This window comes from Micromonospora vulcania, from assembly GCF_042658605.1.
Lineage (GTDB): Bacteria > Actinomycetota > Actinomycetes > Mycobacteriales > Micromonosporaceae > Micromonospora > Micromonospora vulcania.
This window is the reverse complement of sequence record NZ_JBHSQS010000007.1, coordinates 277,218-291,495: the sequence shown is the minus strand read 5'-3', so window position 1 is coordinate 291,495 and position 14,278 is coordinate 277,218. Positions and strand designations below refer to the sequence as shown.

Here is a 14,278-nt window from a genome sequence, read left to right as displayed (position 1 = left end):
TACGCCGATCAGCTCGCGCTGATCGTCACGTCGTCGATCACGAAGCTGGTCTGGTACGACCAGTCCTCCACTCCGTTGAACGTCAGGGTGGCGGTCTGCCCGGCGAACTGGCCGACGTTGACCACCTTCTCGACGTACCCGGTGGTCTTGTCCAGGTTCGAGTAGCTGGCCAGGGTGGTGCCGCCGAGGGTGACGGTCAGCCGGTCGTAGACCAGGTTCTCGTACTCCGCCGTGGTGATCCGGATCCAGAAGCGCAGCGTGGCGTTGGCACACCCCGCCGGAATCGTCACCGACTGCGCGATGGTGTCGGTCTGCACCGCGCCGCCGCCGTTGAGCCAGGCGTTGCGGGTCCCGGATCGGGCCGGGTACTGCGACCAGGTACCGATCACGTTCGCCGTCGCGGTCCACGGCGAGGTACCGCTCTCGAAGCTCGGGTTCCCGACGACCTGCGCCGGCGTGCAGCCGCCGCCACCGCTGGTCACCGTCCAGGTGAAGGTCGCCTGGGCGGTCCGGTTCGCCGCGTCGGTGAGGGTGACCGTCACGTTCGAGGTGCCCGCCGTGGTGGCGCTACCGGTGATCCGCCCGGTGGACGCGCCGATGGTCAGGCCTGCCGGCAACCCCGAGGCGCTCCAGGTGTACGGGGTGGTGCCGCCGCTGCCCTGCACCTGGACGTCGACCGCCTGGCCGATCGCCGAGGTCCGGTTACCCGGGTTGGTCACCGACGGGTTCCCCGGACCGGGATCGGTGCCACCGATGAACCCGGTGTAGAGCAGCACGTTCGGTGAACCCGTACCCGGGCTGGTGATCTTGCCGGTGGTGCCGTTGTTCACCAGCGCGGCCCGGACCTGGGCGGGCGTCGCGGTGGGGTTGGCACCCAGATAGAGCGCCGCGGCACCGGCCGTGTGCGGCGAGGCCATCGAGGTGCCGGTCATCGTGGCGCTGCCGGTGTTGCTGGAGTAGGACGCCGACACGATGCTCGTGCCGGGGGCGAAGATGTCCAGGCAGGAGCCGTAGTTGCTGCTGCTGTTGCGCCCGTCGGAGCTGGTGCTGTTACCGACCGTGATGGCCGCGGTGACGGCCTGCGGGCTGTAGTAGCAGGCGTCGTCCGAGGAGTTGCCGGCCGCCTGCACGAACTGCACGCCCGAGTTGATCAGGCTGGTGACGGCACTGTCCATGGCCTGGCTGGTGCACCGGCTGCCGCAGCCGATGCTGTAGTTCACCACCGCCGGCTTCTGCGCGTTGGTGCGTACCCAGTTGATCCCCGCGATCAGGTCGTCGTTGGTGCCACTGCCCTGGCAGTTGAGCACCCGTACGGAGACCACGCTGGCCTTCTTCGCGATGCCGTAGGTGGTGCCCACCGCGGTTCCGGCGACGTGCGTACCGTGCCCGTGGCAGTCCTGCGGGGTGCTGTCGTTGTCCACCATGTCGGTGCCCGGCTTCACCCGACTAGTGAACTCGGTGTGGTTGGCGTTGATGCCGGTGTCCAGGACGTAGACGGTCACCCCCTGGCCCGGGTTGGCCGGGTAGGTGAAGCTCTGGTTCAACGGTAGGTTCCGCTGGTCGATCCGGTCGTCGCCCCAGTTCGGCGGATTGTTCTGGGTGTCCTGCACGCCGATCCGCTGTGCCTGCTCGACCGACGCGACGGACGCGTCCGCGGCCAGGCGCTGCGCCTGCTTCGCCGACATGGTCGCCGAGAAGCCGGGCAGCGCCGAGCCGTAGACGTGCCGGGTCCGGCCACCGAAGCGGCCGGTCAGCTCGCGGGCCTTGGCGTCGACGGCGGTGGCCGCCAGCGCGGTGCTCTTGAGCGTGACGATGTAGCGGTCGGCCACCGCGTTCGGGCCGTCCGCGTACCGGATGGTGCCGGTCGGTCCGGCCTGCGCCGGACCACCGACGCCGATGGCCCCGGCCAGCGCCATGACGAGCGCGAAGCCGGCGGCTGGGAGTCGTTGTAACACGGTCATCTCCTCCAAGGTGGGCTGCGCCGAAAGGTAGGAGAAGACGGGGCCGTTGGGACAGACCGGTTAACAACGATCGATGATTCGTACCGTCAAAACTGTTTATGACCGTCCGACGAAGATGCCGATACCGTTGGCGACCGCGCGCTCCACGCCCCCCGAGGGGTTGTTGCGGGCGGTGGCCGCCGCCTGGCCCGGCTCCCGTACGGCGACCGTGGTGGAGCCGCCGCCGTCCAGGTTCACCGCGGCGTCCGCGCCGAGCGAACGCATCAGGTCGGCGAGCTCGGCGATCGTGAAGCCGGCGCTGGCGGGTGCGAGGCCGGCCAACGCGACGAGGTAGACCGTCCTGCCGTCGGCGCTGACACCGGCCGAGGTACGCACCGCGGCGGTCTTGGTGTCCAGCCCGGCCAGCGGCGCACCCGCCCGCAGGATCGGCGCCCCGCCGATCGCGAACGTCAGCTTCGGCCTGGCGTCGGATTCGAGATTCTCGTGCACCGTCACCCGGTCACCGACGACGAGGTCGTCGAGCACGTCCGCGCCGCCCTCGCGACCGACCAGCACCTGGGCGTCGCAGGGGATCTCGCCCGCACCGGGCGCCTGGCCCACCGCGGTCACCACGCCGCGACGGACCGTCACCTCGTAGGTGTGGGTGCTGCACGGGTCGTTGCGGCTGGTGTCACTGCCGCAGGTGGAGCGCACCCGGGAGGCGGTGCCCCACGCGGCGGTGAACAGGCCGACGCCGCCGACCGGGAGCGCGTACTGGTTGAGGCCGCTGAGGGCGATCCTGCCCTTTGCGCTGCGTACCTCACCGGTCAGGCTCAGGGTGTCGACGCGGGCCTTGCCGTTCACGCCCACACCGAACACGTCCCGGGTCGAGGTGCCGGGGGCGATGCCGGGGCCGAAGCGCTGGGCGGTCGGCACCGCGAACTTCAGGTCCTGGCCGTCGGCGATCTCCGGACCCGATGCCGAGCCGGTCGGCTCGACCCCGGCGTGGGTCTCGCTGATGTTGAAGAAGTCTCCGTTCACGCCGGCGACGGCGCCCTGGTCGTTCGTCATCGCCGAGACGACCTGGCGCTGCGCCACGGTGTCGGGGTGCAGCAGGCCCACCGAGACCTTGTTCTTGCGCAGGTCGGCGGTGAGCAGGTAGCCGACGGTGGCGCCACGCGGCGTGTCGACCTGGAACGAGCCGTAGGTGACGCCCGGGGCGAGTTGCTCGGTCGAGGTGACGGTGACCGGGGCGCTCACCGTGGGCGCGGGCGTCGTCGCGGTCGCGGCCTGGGCGGTGCCGGCCGGCAGGACGAGCGTGCTCAGTCCTGCGGCGAGCAGCAGCGCCAGGCTCGGGCGTACGAGGCTCGACGGCGTCATGGCCGTTCCTTTCGTGGTGCGGATCCGGGCCCGGGTCGAAGGGGTCGGACCGGCCCGGTGATGATCTTCTCGGCCAGCCGATCACCCGAGGGTGAACAGCGGGGACGTTCGACGTGAACGGCCCCCACCGGCTAGGAACTTCTTCCCAGTCGTACCGGCAACCGGCCGCGGGCCGCAGCGCCACTCGCGGCGAAAGATGCGGAATCTTCCCGATGCCGGCGGATCTGCGGCCTGCGAGCATCGGTGGTGTCGTGCGGCAATCGCCCTTCTGCCGGTCAAGGGGGGCTACGGCAGTTGACGGCGAGGACCACGTCCCCGGGGCGTAGGGACTGGTTCCGCGCCGGGGGCCTGTTGGGGTGCGAGTCCCCCGGCGCGCTGCCGCGCGGCGAGACGGATGCCGCCCTGAAGAAACTGGAACCTCGTGATGCCCGCAACCAAGAAGCCCGGACCACCGCCGCGCGAGCTCGTCCGACCGCCGGTCGACGACCTCGGTGGCGTGCCGACGAGTGACGAGTTCCCGGTCGGGCAGTACGGCAAGCTGTTCTCGTCCTTCGGGGTCGACGCGGAGGGCCGCATCTCCACGGCCGAGCTCGGTACCCGGCTGCGGGCGTCGGGCATCTCCGAGACGGACCCACGCGTGGCGCAGGTGTGGGCCGGGTTGCGGCAGGGGACGGGCGCCGAGGGACAGGCTCGGATCGACCTCGACCGCTTCATCGACCTGTGCAAGCAGGGCGGTGGGGTGGTGGAGAAGTCCATCCGGGGTGACTTCGTCATCCCGGACTTCGCCGCGCTCCAGACCGAGATCGCCGCCATCTACCAGGGGCTCAGGAGCATCGACGGCGGGCACGTCGCCGACTACATCCCCCAGTTGGGACGCGTCGATCCGGAGAAGTTCGGGATCGCCCTGTGCACCACCGACGGGCAACGTTTCGCGGTCGGGGACGCGGACACCCTGTTCTGCGTCCAGTCGGTCTGCAAGCCGATCAACTACTGTCTGGCGCTCGAGGAGCACGGCACCGACGTCGTACACCGGCACGTGGGCAGAGAGCCCAGCGGCCGCGGCTTCAACGAGCTGACGCTCAACAGCGACGGACTCCCCCACAACCCGATGATCAATTCGGGGGCGATCATGTGCTGCTCGATGCTGCGGCCCGACTACGACATGGCCGACCGCTTCGACCACGTCGCCGAAACCTGGCGCAGGCTGGCCGGCGGCGGGGCGGTCGGCTTCAACAACGCCGTCTACCTCTCGGAACGCCGGACCGCCGACCGCAACTTCGCCCTCGGCTACTTCATGCGCGAACACCAGTCGTTCCCGGACGGCACCGACCTCACCGAGACGTTGGAGTTCTACTTCCAGTGCTGCTCGATCGAGGTCGACGCCCGGTCGCTGTCGACCGTGGCAGCCTCGCTCGCCAACGGCGGGGTCAATCCCCTCACCGGGGAGCGGATCTTCTCTGCCGACACGGTACGCAAATGCCTGTCCCTGATGTCCTCCTGCGGAATGTACGACTACTCCGGCGAGTTCGCCTTCGCGATCGGACTACCCGCCAAGAGCGGTGTCTCCGGCGGTCTCATGATCGTGGTTCCCGGCGTCATGGGCATCTGCGTCTGGTCGCCCCGCCTCGACGCGCTGGGGAACTCCGTACGCGGGGTCGCCTTCTGCAAGGAGTTGGTGAGCCGCTTCAACTTCCACGTCTACGACTCCTTCGCCGCCGGTGAGGTCTCCGGCAAGCGCGACCCCCGCCGGGGCAAGAACGAGGAGGAGGTGGCGTCGACGATGCGGTTGCTGTGGGCCGCCAGCCAGGGCGACCTGGACTACGTCCGGATGTCGCTGGCCACGGGCAAGGACCCGAACTCCACCGACTACGACCGCAGGACCGCGCTGCACCTGGCCGCCTCGGAGGGACACCTCGAGGTGGTCCGGTACCTCCTGGAACGCGGCGCCGACCCGGCGATACGCGACCGCTGGGGAGGCACCTCACTCTCCGACGCCGAGCGGGGAGCACACGACCACGTCGTGGCGCTGCTCCAACCGGCGCCGGCCCTCGTGGGTTAGGCGATCGCCGCCCACCTCGTACGGACGGGCCCGTTCGTACGATCACCGTTGCACCGGGCCGAACCGTGGCCCGATCACAGGAGAAGGAACACATGGCGTACAAGGCCGAGTACATCTGGATCGACGGGACCGAGCCGACCGCGAAGCTGCGGTCCAAGACGAAGATCATCGCTGATGGTGCCGAGCCGGGGGTCTGGGGCTTCGACGGTTCCAGCACCAACCAGGCCGAGGGTCACAGCTCCGATCGTGTTCTGCAGCCGGTGGCCAGTTACCCCGACCCGATCCGGGGCGGCGCGAGCCTGCTGGTGCTCTGTGAGGTCCTGAACATCGACGGTACGCCGCACGAGTCGAACACCCGGGCGCTGCTGCGTCCGGTGGCCGAGCGGTTCGCAGCCCAGCAGCCGTTGTTCGGTATCGAGCAGGAGTACACGTTCTTCCAGGGCACGCGGCCGCTGGGTTTCCCCGACGGCGGATACCCGGCGCCGCAGGGCAGCTACTACTGCGGTGTCGGCGCGGACGAGATCCACGGCCGGGCCGTGGTGGAGAAGCACCTGGACAACTGCCTGGCCGCCGGGCTGTCCATCTCCGGTATCAACGCCGAGGTGATGCCGGGGCAGTGGGAGTTCCAGGTTGGCCCGCTCTCGCCGTTGGAGGTCGCCGACCAGCTGTGGATCGCCCGCTGGCTGCTCTACCGCACCGCCGAGGACTTCGGTATCTCCGCGACGTTGGACCCGAAGCCGGCCAAGGGTGACTGGAACGGCGCTGGCGCGCACACCAACTTCTCCACCCAGGCGATGCGTACGGGTTACGCGGCGATCATCGAGGCCTGCGAGTCGTTGGGTCGGGACGACAAGCCGTTGGAGCACATCCGCAGTTACGGCGCGGGTGTCGAGGCCCGGTTGACCGGGGCGCACGAGACGGCGCCGTGGAGCCAGTACAGCTACGGCGTGTCCGACCGGGGCGCCTCGGTGCGGATCCCGTGGCAGGTCGAGGTCGAGCAGAAGGGTTACATCGAGGACCGCCGGCCGAACGCGAACGTCGACCCGTACACCGTGACCCGTCTGATGGTCGACACCTGCTGCACCGCGTTGGAGAAGGCCGACCTCGTCTGACACCCCGGCCCAGCTCCACCGCAACGCGTGCCGGGTCGGAGGTGTCGACACCTCCGGCCCGGCGTCGCACCGGCTCGCGCCCGCTGCCGGCCTGGTCAGTTCGGCGCGCGCAGCCCCGCCGCGAGTTCGCCGATCGCGCTGATCGCGTACCGCTGCATTCCCGGGCCGAAGGTGATCCGCGTCGCGCCCAGACGTGCCAGCTCGGTCACGGACTCCTTGTCGGTCCCGGCGGCCATGTTGATCGGGCCCGCGATGCCCTCGCGCAGCACCGGAAACGCCGCGGTCGGCGCCAGCAGCGGGTACACGCAGTCCGCGCCGGCGGCCACGTACAGACCGGCCCGTGCCACGGCGTCGGCCGGGTCACCCGAGCCGAACAGGAACGTGTCGACGCGGGCATTGATGAACAGGGCGTCACCCGCCTCGGCCCGCACCTCGGCCAGCCAGTCCGCGTGCCGCTGGGGATCCTTGAGCGTGGCGTGCCCCTCGGAATCCTCCAGATTGCAACCGACCGCACCCGCCTCCAGGAGCCGCTCGACCAACTCGGCGGGGGCGAGGCCGTAGCCACCCTCGATGTCGGCGGACACCGGCACGGAGACGGCCCGCACGATCCTCGCCACTGCGGCGAACATCTCCTCGGCCGGGGTCGACCCGTCCTCGTAACCCAGCGAGGCGGCGATCCCGGCGCTCGGGGTGGCGAGCGCCGGGAAGCCGGCGTCGGCGAAGACCCGGGCGCTGGCCGCGTCCCACGGCCCCGGCAGGACGAGCGGGTCGCCGGCGGCACGATCGTGGTGCAGGGCGCGGAAGGTCGAGGCGGTCATCGTTGTCACAGCTCCAAGCGGTGGTGGTACGGAGAACACGTCGAGGATAGAAGCCAGGTACGCCGCGTTCTGGCCGTACCGCGTGCGACCCCGAACTCCGGGACGATCGCGGACTCGCTCGGGATCGGTCGGTGCGGCGCGACCGATCGGCGAGGTACGGGCCGCCGGACCAACTTTGAGTGTCAGAGCAGGGGCGCGGAGCACGTCGGCGGGTAACGACTGATAACGAAGCAGGCCGACCTCAAGCCGAACTCGCTACGTCGTCAGCCGGCGCTCACGCCAGCGCTGGATGGTCCGCTTGTACGGCTCGGGCATGTGCAGATGAGGCACCTCGTCGTACGTGAACACGCCGAGTTCCTTGTGCTCAGCGGAATAGACGAGGGCCTCGTCGCCGACGTAGGTGGCGCCGAAGCTCACGATGAACACATGCCGGATCGGCGTGATCACGTAGACCCAGGAGTCGATGATGTCGACCTCCGTGATCGTCAACCCGAGTTCTTCGGCGACTTCCCGGCAGACGCCGTCCTCGGGTGTCTCGCCCACTTCGAGCTTGCCGCCGGGCAACTCCCACTCGTCACGCTCGTTGCGCAACAGCGGCACTCGGCCGTGGTGATCGATGACGAGCTTGACCGAGATCGGCAGCTGGTATTCGACGTACCCCGGGTTTCTCTCCACCAGGTACGGCGGTCGCTCGGTCATGCGGGCGATCCTTCCATGGGTGCGGTGTCAGCTCGGGGCCAGCAGGAGAGCCGCGATGTCGTCGGCCCGCTTGAACCGACCGACGCCACTGCCGGGTTTGCTTTCTGCGTCCCTGATCAGCTTCTCCAGGTAGTGCAGCCCTCGATCGCGTGCGTCGTTGATCACCACCCTTGGCCCGGGCCACGATCGCGCGGAAGGTATGGAAGTACGGCTCGGCTCCAAACTCGCCTTCGTGGTCCCGGACGACCGAGCCGTACTCGGCATGGCGTTCCTCGCGTCGCAACCGCAGCAGGAGCGCATAGAGTGCGGCGAACCGGGACCGGGTGCGAACGGTGTGGTCGTCGAGGATGGCTCGCAGCAGCGGCTCGGGATCGGGGTACGGCTCGATAACGGCCCGGACTGCCTGCGGAAAGGCCAGGTCCGACGGCGACGGCACCTTCGACAGCGCGGCGACGAGGTGGGCGCGGCTCTGCGGCGACGAGGCCACCGGGCGCGGTTTAGGAACTCGCAATCGGAAACCCCCGGTTCAACCATGCGTACGGATGGTCGCTGTTGACTCTCGCCAGGAACCGCACCAGCCTACGATCCCCGGTGAATGCCGTCCGCCCGTGCAGGAATCGGTGATTGTGCACAAGGTAGCCGTCGCCCACGCTCAGGTGCAGATATCGCGTCGTCTCGGAGGTCAGGCGACGAACCTCGGCCACGAGATCGGTACGCCCATCGGGGCTGTGCGGGCCGGCGATCCGGTCGTCGCGGTATCGAATACGGGCGTGGCCGGGGATGAACTCAACCACCGGTGGGCCGGGCTGGCCGATCGTCGTCCTCAGCCGCAGACGAGCAACTGCCGCGTCCTCTGCCCGCTGGCGGACGAGCATCAGTAGCCGGGCGCCGTCCACCAGTGTGGTGACTCCGCCGGTCGTTGCCGGAGCGAGCATCAGCGTGGCGAGCACGCTGGGCGGCTGCACGTGCAGGCTGCGATCAGTGTGCGGAGACAGGGGGAGGTCGGTGAAGCCAGCCTCGTTGTCACTAACGTCGCTGCGGACCCGAGGCGCGATGACGGTCAGCCCGTCGGCCACCTGGTGCGGATGGTCGACCGGGACCGTCCAGCGATCGAGCAGAGCCCTGACCTCTGCGACGGTCCCCTGCTCGATCAGGACGACGCCGTCGCGGGCGAGCGTCGCGGGCAGCAGATCCGGATTCACCTCGACCTCGTGTTCCGCCTCTACCAACAGCATTCGCCCGCCTACCCGTGGTCAATCCTCAGGTTCGTCCAGTTCGGCGGCCGCCGGAAGCTGCGACCGGTCGGGGGGCCGCACCGGGGCGGGGGTGGGCAAGGCCCCCAGGCCGGCTCTGTCCAACGCGGTGTGCAGGGTCCCAACCAGTTCCTTGAGCACGTCCTCCCGAGCCTGGTTGTAGGCGAGTTGTGCCGCCGCACCGGCGGCGGCGCCAGCGCGCTCGTAACCACCCCAGGTCTCCAGCCACTCATAGGAACCGTTGACGCGACGCATGCGGACGACCCAGTAGATGGAGCCCTGCTTGCGAACTGTCCAGTAGCTGCCATCGGCCGTGTAGTTCCGGTACGCCATGCGGACCAACATATCGGCCGAACACGGATGCCACCTCAGCCTTACATCCACTTCGGATCCCGGGTGACACGCGCTTACGGGCCGAGGTAAAGCACCCCTGCAGCAAATCGCCGTTCACCACTAAAGGCCGATCGGTGGTACGCCAATCCTGCCTCTGGGAATGGCGCGTCGATGCCTGCAACGCGCAGAGCGACATCGGGCCGGTCGACAATTCCCATCGCCGAACTGGCGCAGCCGCACAGCAGTCACGCTCCTAGAATTTTGATCACGCTGGTGGTCCTGACTCTGGCATCGACGCTCTCCCCGCGCAGCCCCGACTACAGGCCCGCGCGGAGAGCGTCGTTTCAGCCCGGCAGTGCCGCTTTCACCACCAGCGAGGCGACCGAGGGCGGGAGCGGAACACCGAGAGTCAGCTCCTCCCCGCGCTCTTCGACCGGGCCGAGCACCACCGCGACCTCGTAGCGATCTGGGCTGGCCCAGATCTCGGACCAGGTCAGGGACGGGCACAGCGTCTCGCGCGGGCCGAGCTGCTGTTCGTGAGGTTTGCCGGGAGCGAGATCGAACCCGTCGCGGATCGCGTCGACGCCCTGGCCGCTGGTGTCGCCCGGCGGGTTGAGCATCGGTCCTCCGCCGACAATGACGCCGTCCTTCAGGTAGAGCACCTGAAGGAGCGATGGCGGGCTGGAGGCCACCTGGACCGCCCGCGTGGCGGCGAATGTCACCGTTATCGCGGGACCCGAGTCGCCGCTCACCTTGACCACCGAGGACACCCCTGCGGTGAGGATGCCTGCCGAAGTTGAACCGGGGTGGTCGTAGCGGTCGCCGCAGACGTACACCTCAGGCTCTTTTCCGGTGGTGGCGGTGGGCCCGGTGGACGTCGCCGGCCCAGGCGTGGCGCCCGTACCGGTGATCGGATCACCGCCGCCGACGATCCCGGCCGCGGCGACCGTCACCAACGAAACCACCAAGATCGACGCCGCGCCGGTGCCGGCCGCCAGGAGAGTGCGCCGTCGCCGGACACGTGCGCGCAGGCGATCGGTCGTGAACGACGGCGCAGCCGCCCGGTCTGCCAGGCTCGCCAGCCGCTCCCGCCACAGACGATCATCGGACGGCACTGTCGTCCTCCCTGGTGTCGTCGTTCAGCAGCCCGGCCAGGCGGCGTCTCCCGTCGTGCAGGTGGCGTTTCACCGTGCCGGCGCCGCAGCCGAGTTGCGCGGCGATCTCTGGAATGGGCAGATCGACGTGGTAATAGAGGACGACACACGCCCGCTGTTGTGGGGTGAGCGCCAGGAGCGCGGCCCGGAGGTCGTGTCGGGCATCAACGGCACGTGAGTCGTCGTCGATCCGATCCGGTGCCACCGCGAACGGCATCACCCGCCGCCACACGCCGCGCCGGCGGACCCGGTCGAGGTAGAGGTTGAGCACGGCCTTGCGAACGTACTGCTCGGGGTTGTCGATCTCGTCGCGTCGCGGCCGGGTGAACGCCCGCACCAACGCGTCCTGCACCAGGTCTTCGGCGTCGCTGTCATTGCCGCAGAGCAGGAAGGCGTAGCGTTTCAGCGCCGCGCCTCTGGTGCTGACGAGATCCGTCAGCACTCGCTCCCAACCGGCCACAACAGGGTCCCCTCGGTGTTGTCCTCAGCATCTTGGACGAACCAGAGGCCGTTCCGGTTGGGGCACCGATTGGCAGCTTGGTTGTCGCCGCCCTGGACGGAGCGCGGGCCCGGCATGGTGGTCGACCATGCCGGGCCCGCTGTCCATCAGCTGTTCAGCGTGAACTTCTCCCAGGGCCCGACCGCCGTGCGGTTGGCGATCAGCGGTGCCGCCCCGGCGTTCTCCGCGGTCACGATCTGGTTGTTGACCACGGCACGGAGGCTGACCGTCCCATCGGAGTTGTTGATGAGCTGGAAGGTCTCCCACGCACCGATCGCCGCACGGTTGGCGATCAGTGGCTCAGCGCCCGCGTTCTCGGCGCAGACGTACATGCCGTTGACGCGTGAGCGCAGGGCGATGTTGCCGTTACCGGCGTCGACCCGGTCGAACTGCTCGGCCAGCCCGACGGTGGTGGCCTTCGCGATCAGCGGTCCGGCACCGCCGTTGTCGGCCGACACGTACTGGTTGTTGATCTGCGCCCGCAGGCTGACCGCCCCGCCACCGCCACCCGAGCCGGTGGTGAAGGTGAAGGAGTCGACGTCGAACAGGTTCCCGGCCCCGCCCTTGAACACGAGGTACAGCGTGGTCGTCGCGGCGGGCGCGTTGGTGATGCCGCCGGAGACGGTGGTGAAGGTTTCCCAGCTGCCGGTGACCGGGACGGTGACGGTACCCAGCAGGGTGCCGGTTGCCGATCCGGCGCGTACCTCGATGGTGCCGCCGGCACCCGCCGAGGAGACCCGCGCGCTGAACTGGGTGGCATTGGCCAGGTGGTACGGCTGGTACGAGATCCAGTCGTTGTTCTCGATGAAGCCGGCGGTCCGGCCGCCCTCGGCGCTGGCGTGGTCGGCGAGCTGGACGCCGGACTGGGCGCCGAAGTGCTCACCCTGCCGGTGTTTCGGCTGGAGCGTCTTGATGCTGTGCGTGGTGAGCCCACCGTTGTCGGTGTAGGAGGCGTCGAAGACGCCGAAGACGTTGGCCGCCGCGTCGTGCTCGCCGTCCACCGGGATGGTGATCGTGCCGCTGCAACCGGTCTTCGAGGTGATCTGGTGGGCGTGGCTGTCGTGGCCCAGCGCGTAGTTGAGGGTCACCCGACCACAGTTGATGGTGCCGTCCTGCGGGTCGCTCACGGTGATCTGGAACGGCACGGTGTCACCGAAGTTGAAGAGCTGCCCGTTGTTGGGCACGGTGAGCGTCACCGTGGGCGCGGTGTTGCCGACCGTGACCACCGGGCTCGCCGTACCGGACAGGCCGGTCGGGTCGGTGACCCGCAGGGTCGGGGTGTACGTGCCGTTGGTGGTGTACGTCTTGGTCGGGTTGGCCGCCGTCGAGGTCGTACCGTCGCCGAAGGTCCACAGGTAGCTCAGCGCCCCGCCCTCCGGGTCGGAGCTGCCGGCCGAGGAGAAGTTCACGGTGAGCGGGTTCGATCCCGAGGTGGGGTTCGCCGTCGCGACCGCGACCGGGCTGCGGTTACCGCCGCCGATGTACTCGACCCGGAAGAGCGCCTGGTCGTTCGCCCCGGTGCCGTAGTCCAACACGTAGAGCGCGCCGTCCGGGCCGAAGGCCATGTCCATCACCTGCGTACCGGTCCACGGGAAGTTGGAGATCTCCCCGCGCGAGCCGTCGCCGTTGACCGCGATCGCCTTGATCCACCGGCGACCGTACTCGCCGGCGAAGAACTGGCCGTCCAGCGACGCGGGGAACTTGACGCTGGAGTTGAGCCCGGCGTTGTACCGGTACACCGGTCCACCCATGGGCGACTCCGAGCCGCCGCCGAACTCCGGCGGTGAGCCCGCCTCACCGCCGTACCGGATCCAGCTCGGCTTCGCCGCGGGCAGCGTGGTGAGGCCGGTGTTGCGGAACGAGTTGTTCGTCGGCCCGCTCGTGCAGTTGTACTTGGCCTGCGACGGCCCGGACGGGAAGGTGTACTCGTTGTACGTCTCGGCCGTCGTGTTGGTGCCGGTGCAGTACGGCCAGCCGTAGTTGCCGGGCCCGGTGATGCGGTCGAACTCGACCTGACCGCCGGGGCCACGGTTCGGGTCGGCCCCGCCGGCGTCCGGGCCGTAGTCACCGAGGTAGACGATGCCGGTCGGCTTGTCCACGCTCATCCGGAACGGGTTCCGGAAGCCCATCGCGTAGATCTCCGGACGGGTCCGGGCCGTGCCGGGCGGGAACAGGTTGCCGGACGGGATGGTGTACGAGCCGTCCGCCTGCGGCTTGATCCGCAGCACCTTGCCCCGCAGGTCGTTCGTGTTGCCCGAGGAGCGCTGGGCGTCGAACTGCGGGTTGCGGTCGGTGCGCTCGTCGATCGGCGTGTACGAGTTCGACTCGAACGGGTTGGTGTCGTCCCCGGTGGTCAGGTACAGGTTGCCGGCGGCGTCGAAGTCGATGTCACCGCCGACGTGGCAGCACTGACCCCGGTCGTTGTCGACCTGGAGCATGATCCGCTCGCTGCCGATGTTGAGCGTGTCGTCGGCGTTCAGGGTGAACCGGGACAGTCGCAGGTGCCCCTTCCACCGGTCGAAGTCCGCGGCGGTCCCGTTCGCCGGCGCGTCCCCGGCCGGAGTGCTCAACGTTGGCGAGTAGTAGAGGTAGACGTACCGGTTGCTGGCGAAGTTGGGGTCGACGGCGACGCCCTGCAGACCCTCCTCGTCGTGGGTGTAGACCGAGAGGGTGCCGGCGACCTTGGTGTTGCCGGCCGCGTCGGTGACCCGCACGGTGCCGTTGCGGGCCGTGTGGATCACCGAACGGTTGGGCATGACGGCCAGGGACATGGCCTCGCCGAGCTCCGCCCCGCCGGTCGCCAGAGCGACCTGCTGGTAGTCGGCGGCGGGGATGACAGCCGCCTGGGCGGTGGACGGGGCGGCTACGGCCAGGGTCACGCTCGCGGCGGCGGTGAGCGCCGCGACGAGTGCCCGGGGCCAGCGCCGGGGATGAGCACGCATGATCGTCCTTTCTCGACGACCAGGGGCGGGGCGCGCGGGGGCGCGCCCCGACCGGATGGTGGCGACGGTGGGGGTGGTGTGGCGCGATT

At 69.3% G+C, this 14,278-nt stretch carries 12 protein-coding genes; 2 read left to right on the top strand and 10 right to left on the bottom strand.

Going from position 1 to position 14,278, the window contains the following annotated elements; genetic code table 11:
- Positions 1–8: 8 nt before the first annotated feature.
- Together ACFQGL_RS14405 and ACFQGL_RS14400 are read right to left on the bottom strand one after the other, a co-directional pair.
- Positions 9–1,955 (bottom strand): S8 family peptidase, encoded by a 1,947-nt coding sequence (locus ACFQGL_RS14405; protein WP_377511365.1) that lies wholly within the window; start codon positions 1,953–1,955, stop codon positions 9–11.
- A gap of 102 nt (positions 1,956–2,057) precedes the next feature.
- Positions 2,058–3,320 (bottom strand): phosphodiester glycosidase family protein, encoded by a 1,263-nt coding sequence (locus ACFQGL_RS14400; protein WP_377511362.1) that lies wholly within the window; start codon positions 3,318–3,320, stop codon positions 2,058–2,060.
- A gap of 424 nt (positions 3,321–3,744) precedes the next feature.
- Between ACFQGL_RS14400 and glsA the strand changes: the two genes are divergently transcribed.
- Both glsA and glnII read left to right on the top strand, forming a co-directional pair.
- Positions 3,745–5,379 (top strand): glutaminase A, encoded by a 1,635-nt coding sequence (glsA, locus tag ACFQGL_RS14395; RefSeq protein ID WP_377511359.1) that lies wholly within the window; start codon positions 3,745–3,747, stop codon positions 5,377–5,379.
- Positions 5,380–5,471: 92 nt separating this feature from the next.
- Positions 5,472–6,491, top strand: coding sequence for a glutamine synthetase (gene glnII, locus ACFQGL_RS14390; protein WP_377511356.1), 1,020 nt, complete (start codon positions 5,472–5,474; stop codon positions 6,489–6,491).
- 95 nt (positions 6,492–6,586) lie between these two features.
- On the opposite strand, the gene ACFQGL_RS14385 is transcribed toward glnII, so the two are convergent.
- The 8 genes from ACFQGL_RS14385 to ACFQGL_RS14350 all read right to left on the bottom strand — a co-directional run bounded on the left by ACFQGL_RS14385 (position 6,587) and on the right by ACFQGL_RS14350 (position 14,189).
- Complete coding sequence (locus ACFQGL_RS14385; protein WP_377511353.1) at positions 6,587–7,309, bottom strand: isocitrate lyase/PEP mutase family protein; 723 nt, start codon at positions 7,307–7,309, stop codon at positions 6,587–6,589.
- Between the two features lie 255 nt (positions 7,310–7,564).
- Entirely contained in the window at positions 7,565–8,008 is a 444-nt protein-coding gene (locus tag ACFQGL_RS14380) for an NUDIX hydrolase (RefSeq protein ID WP_377511351.1), read from the bottom strand.
- Positions 8,009–8,035: 27 nt separating this feature from the next.
- Entirely contained in the window at positions 8,036–8,173 is a 138-nt protein-coding gene (locus tag ACFQGL_RS14375) for a hypothetical protein (RefSeq protein ID WP_377511348.1), read from the bottom strand.
- A gap of 332 nt (positions 8,174–8,505) precedes the next feature.
- Complete coding sequence (locus tag ACFQGL_RS14370; RefSeq protein ID WP_377511345.1) at positions 8,506–9,210, bottom strand: TauD/TfdA family dioxygenase; 705 nt, start codon at positions 9,208–9,210, stop codon at positions 8,506–8,508.
- Positions 9,211–9,261: 51 nt separating this feature from the next.
- Complete coding sequence (locus ACFQGL_RS14365; RefSeq protein ID WP_377511342.1) at positions 9,262–9,594, bottom strand: hypothetical protein; 333 nt, start codon at positions 9,592–9,594, stop codon at positions 9,262–9,264.
- A gap of 344 nt (positions 9,595–9,938) precedes the next feature.
- Entirely contained in the window at positions 9,939–10,709 is a 771-nt protein-coding gene (locus ACFQGL_RS14360) for a hypothetical protein (RefSeq protein ID WP_377511339.1), read from the bottom strand.
- The gene (locus ACFQGL_RS14355) at positions 10,696–11,190 is read right to left on the bottom strand and encodes an RNA polymerase sigma factor (protein WP_377511337.1); all 495 of its coding nucleotides are present in this window, start codon (positions 11,188–11,190) and stop codon (positions 10,696–10,698) included. The genes ACFQGL_RS14360 and ACFQGL_RS14355 overlap by 14 nt, the downstream gene beginning before the upstream one ends.
- A gap of 164 nt (positions 11,191–11,354) precedes the next feature.
- Positions 11,355–14,189, bottom strand: coding sequence for a PQQ-dependent sugar dehydrogenase (locus ACFQGL_RS14350; protein ID WP_377511334.1), 2,835 nt, complete (start codon positions 14,187–14,189; stop codon positions 11,355–11,357).
- Between the last annotated feature and the right edge of the window lie 89 nt (positions 14,190–14,278).

What these genes read in the sequence shown, in the direction of transcription:
- ACFQGL_RS14380 (WP_377511351.1), bottom strand. Translation starts at nt 8,008, where the DNA reads ATGACCGAGCGACCGCCGTACCTGGTGGAGAGAAACCCGGGGTACGTC.
- ACFQGL_RS14350 (WP_377511334.1), bottom strand. Translation starts at nt 14,189, where the DNA reads ATGCGTGCTCATCCCCGGCGCTGGCCCCGGGCACTCGTCGCGGCGCTC.
- ACFQGL_RS14385 (WP_377511353.1), bottom strand. Translation starts at nt 7,309, where the DNA reads ATGACCGCCTCGACCTTCCGCGCCCTGCACCACGATCGTGCCGCCGGC.
- ACFQGL_RS14400 (WP_377511362.1), bottom strand. Translation starts at nt 3,320, where the DNA reads ATGACGCCGTCGAGCCTCGTACGCCCGAGCCTGGCGCTGCTGCTCGCC.
- glnII (WP_377511356.1), top strand. Translation starts at nt 5,472, where the DNA reads ATGGCGTACAAGGCCGAGTACATCTGGATCGACGGGACCGAGCCGACC.
- glsA (WP_377511359.1), top strand. Translation starts at nt 3,745, where the DNA reads ATGCCCGCAACCAAGAAGCCCGGACCACCGCCGCGCGAGCTCGTCCGA.
- ACFQGL_RS14365 (WP_377511342.1), bottom strand. Translation starts at nt 9,594, where the DNA reads ATGGCGTACCGGAACTACACGGCCGATGGCAGCTACTGGACAGTTCGC.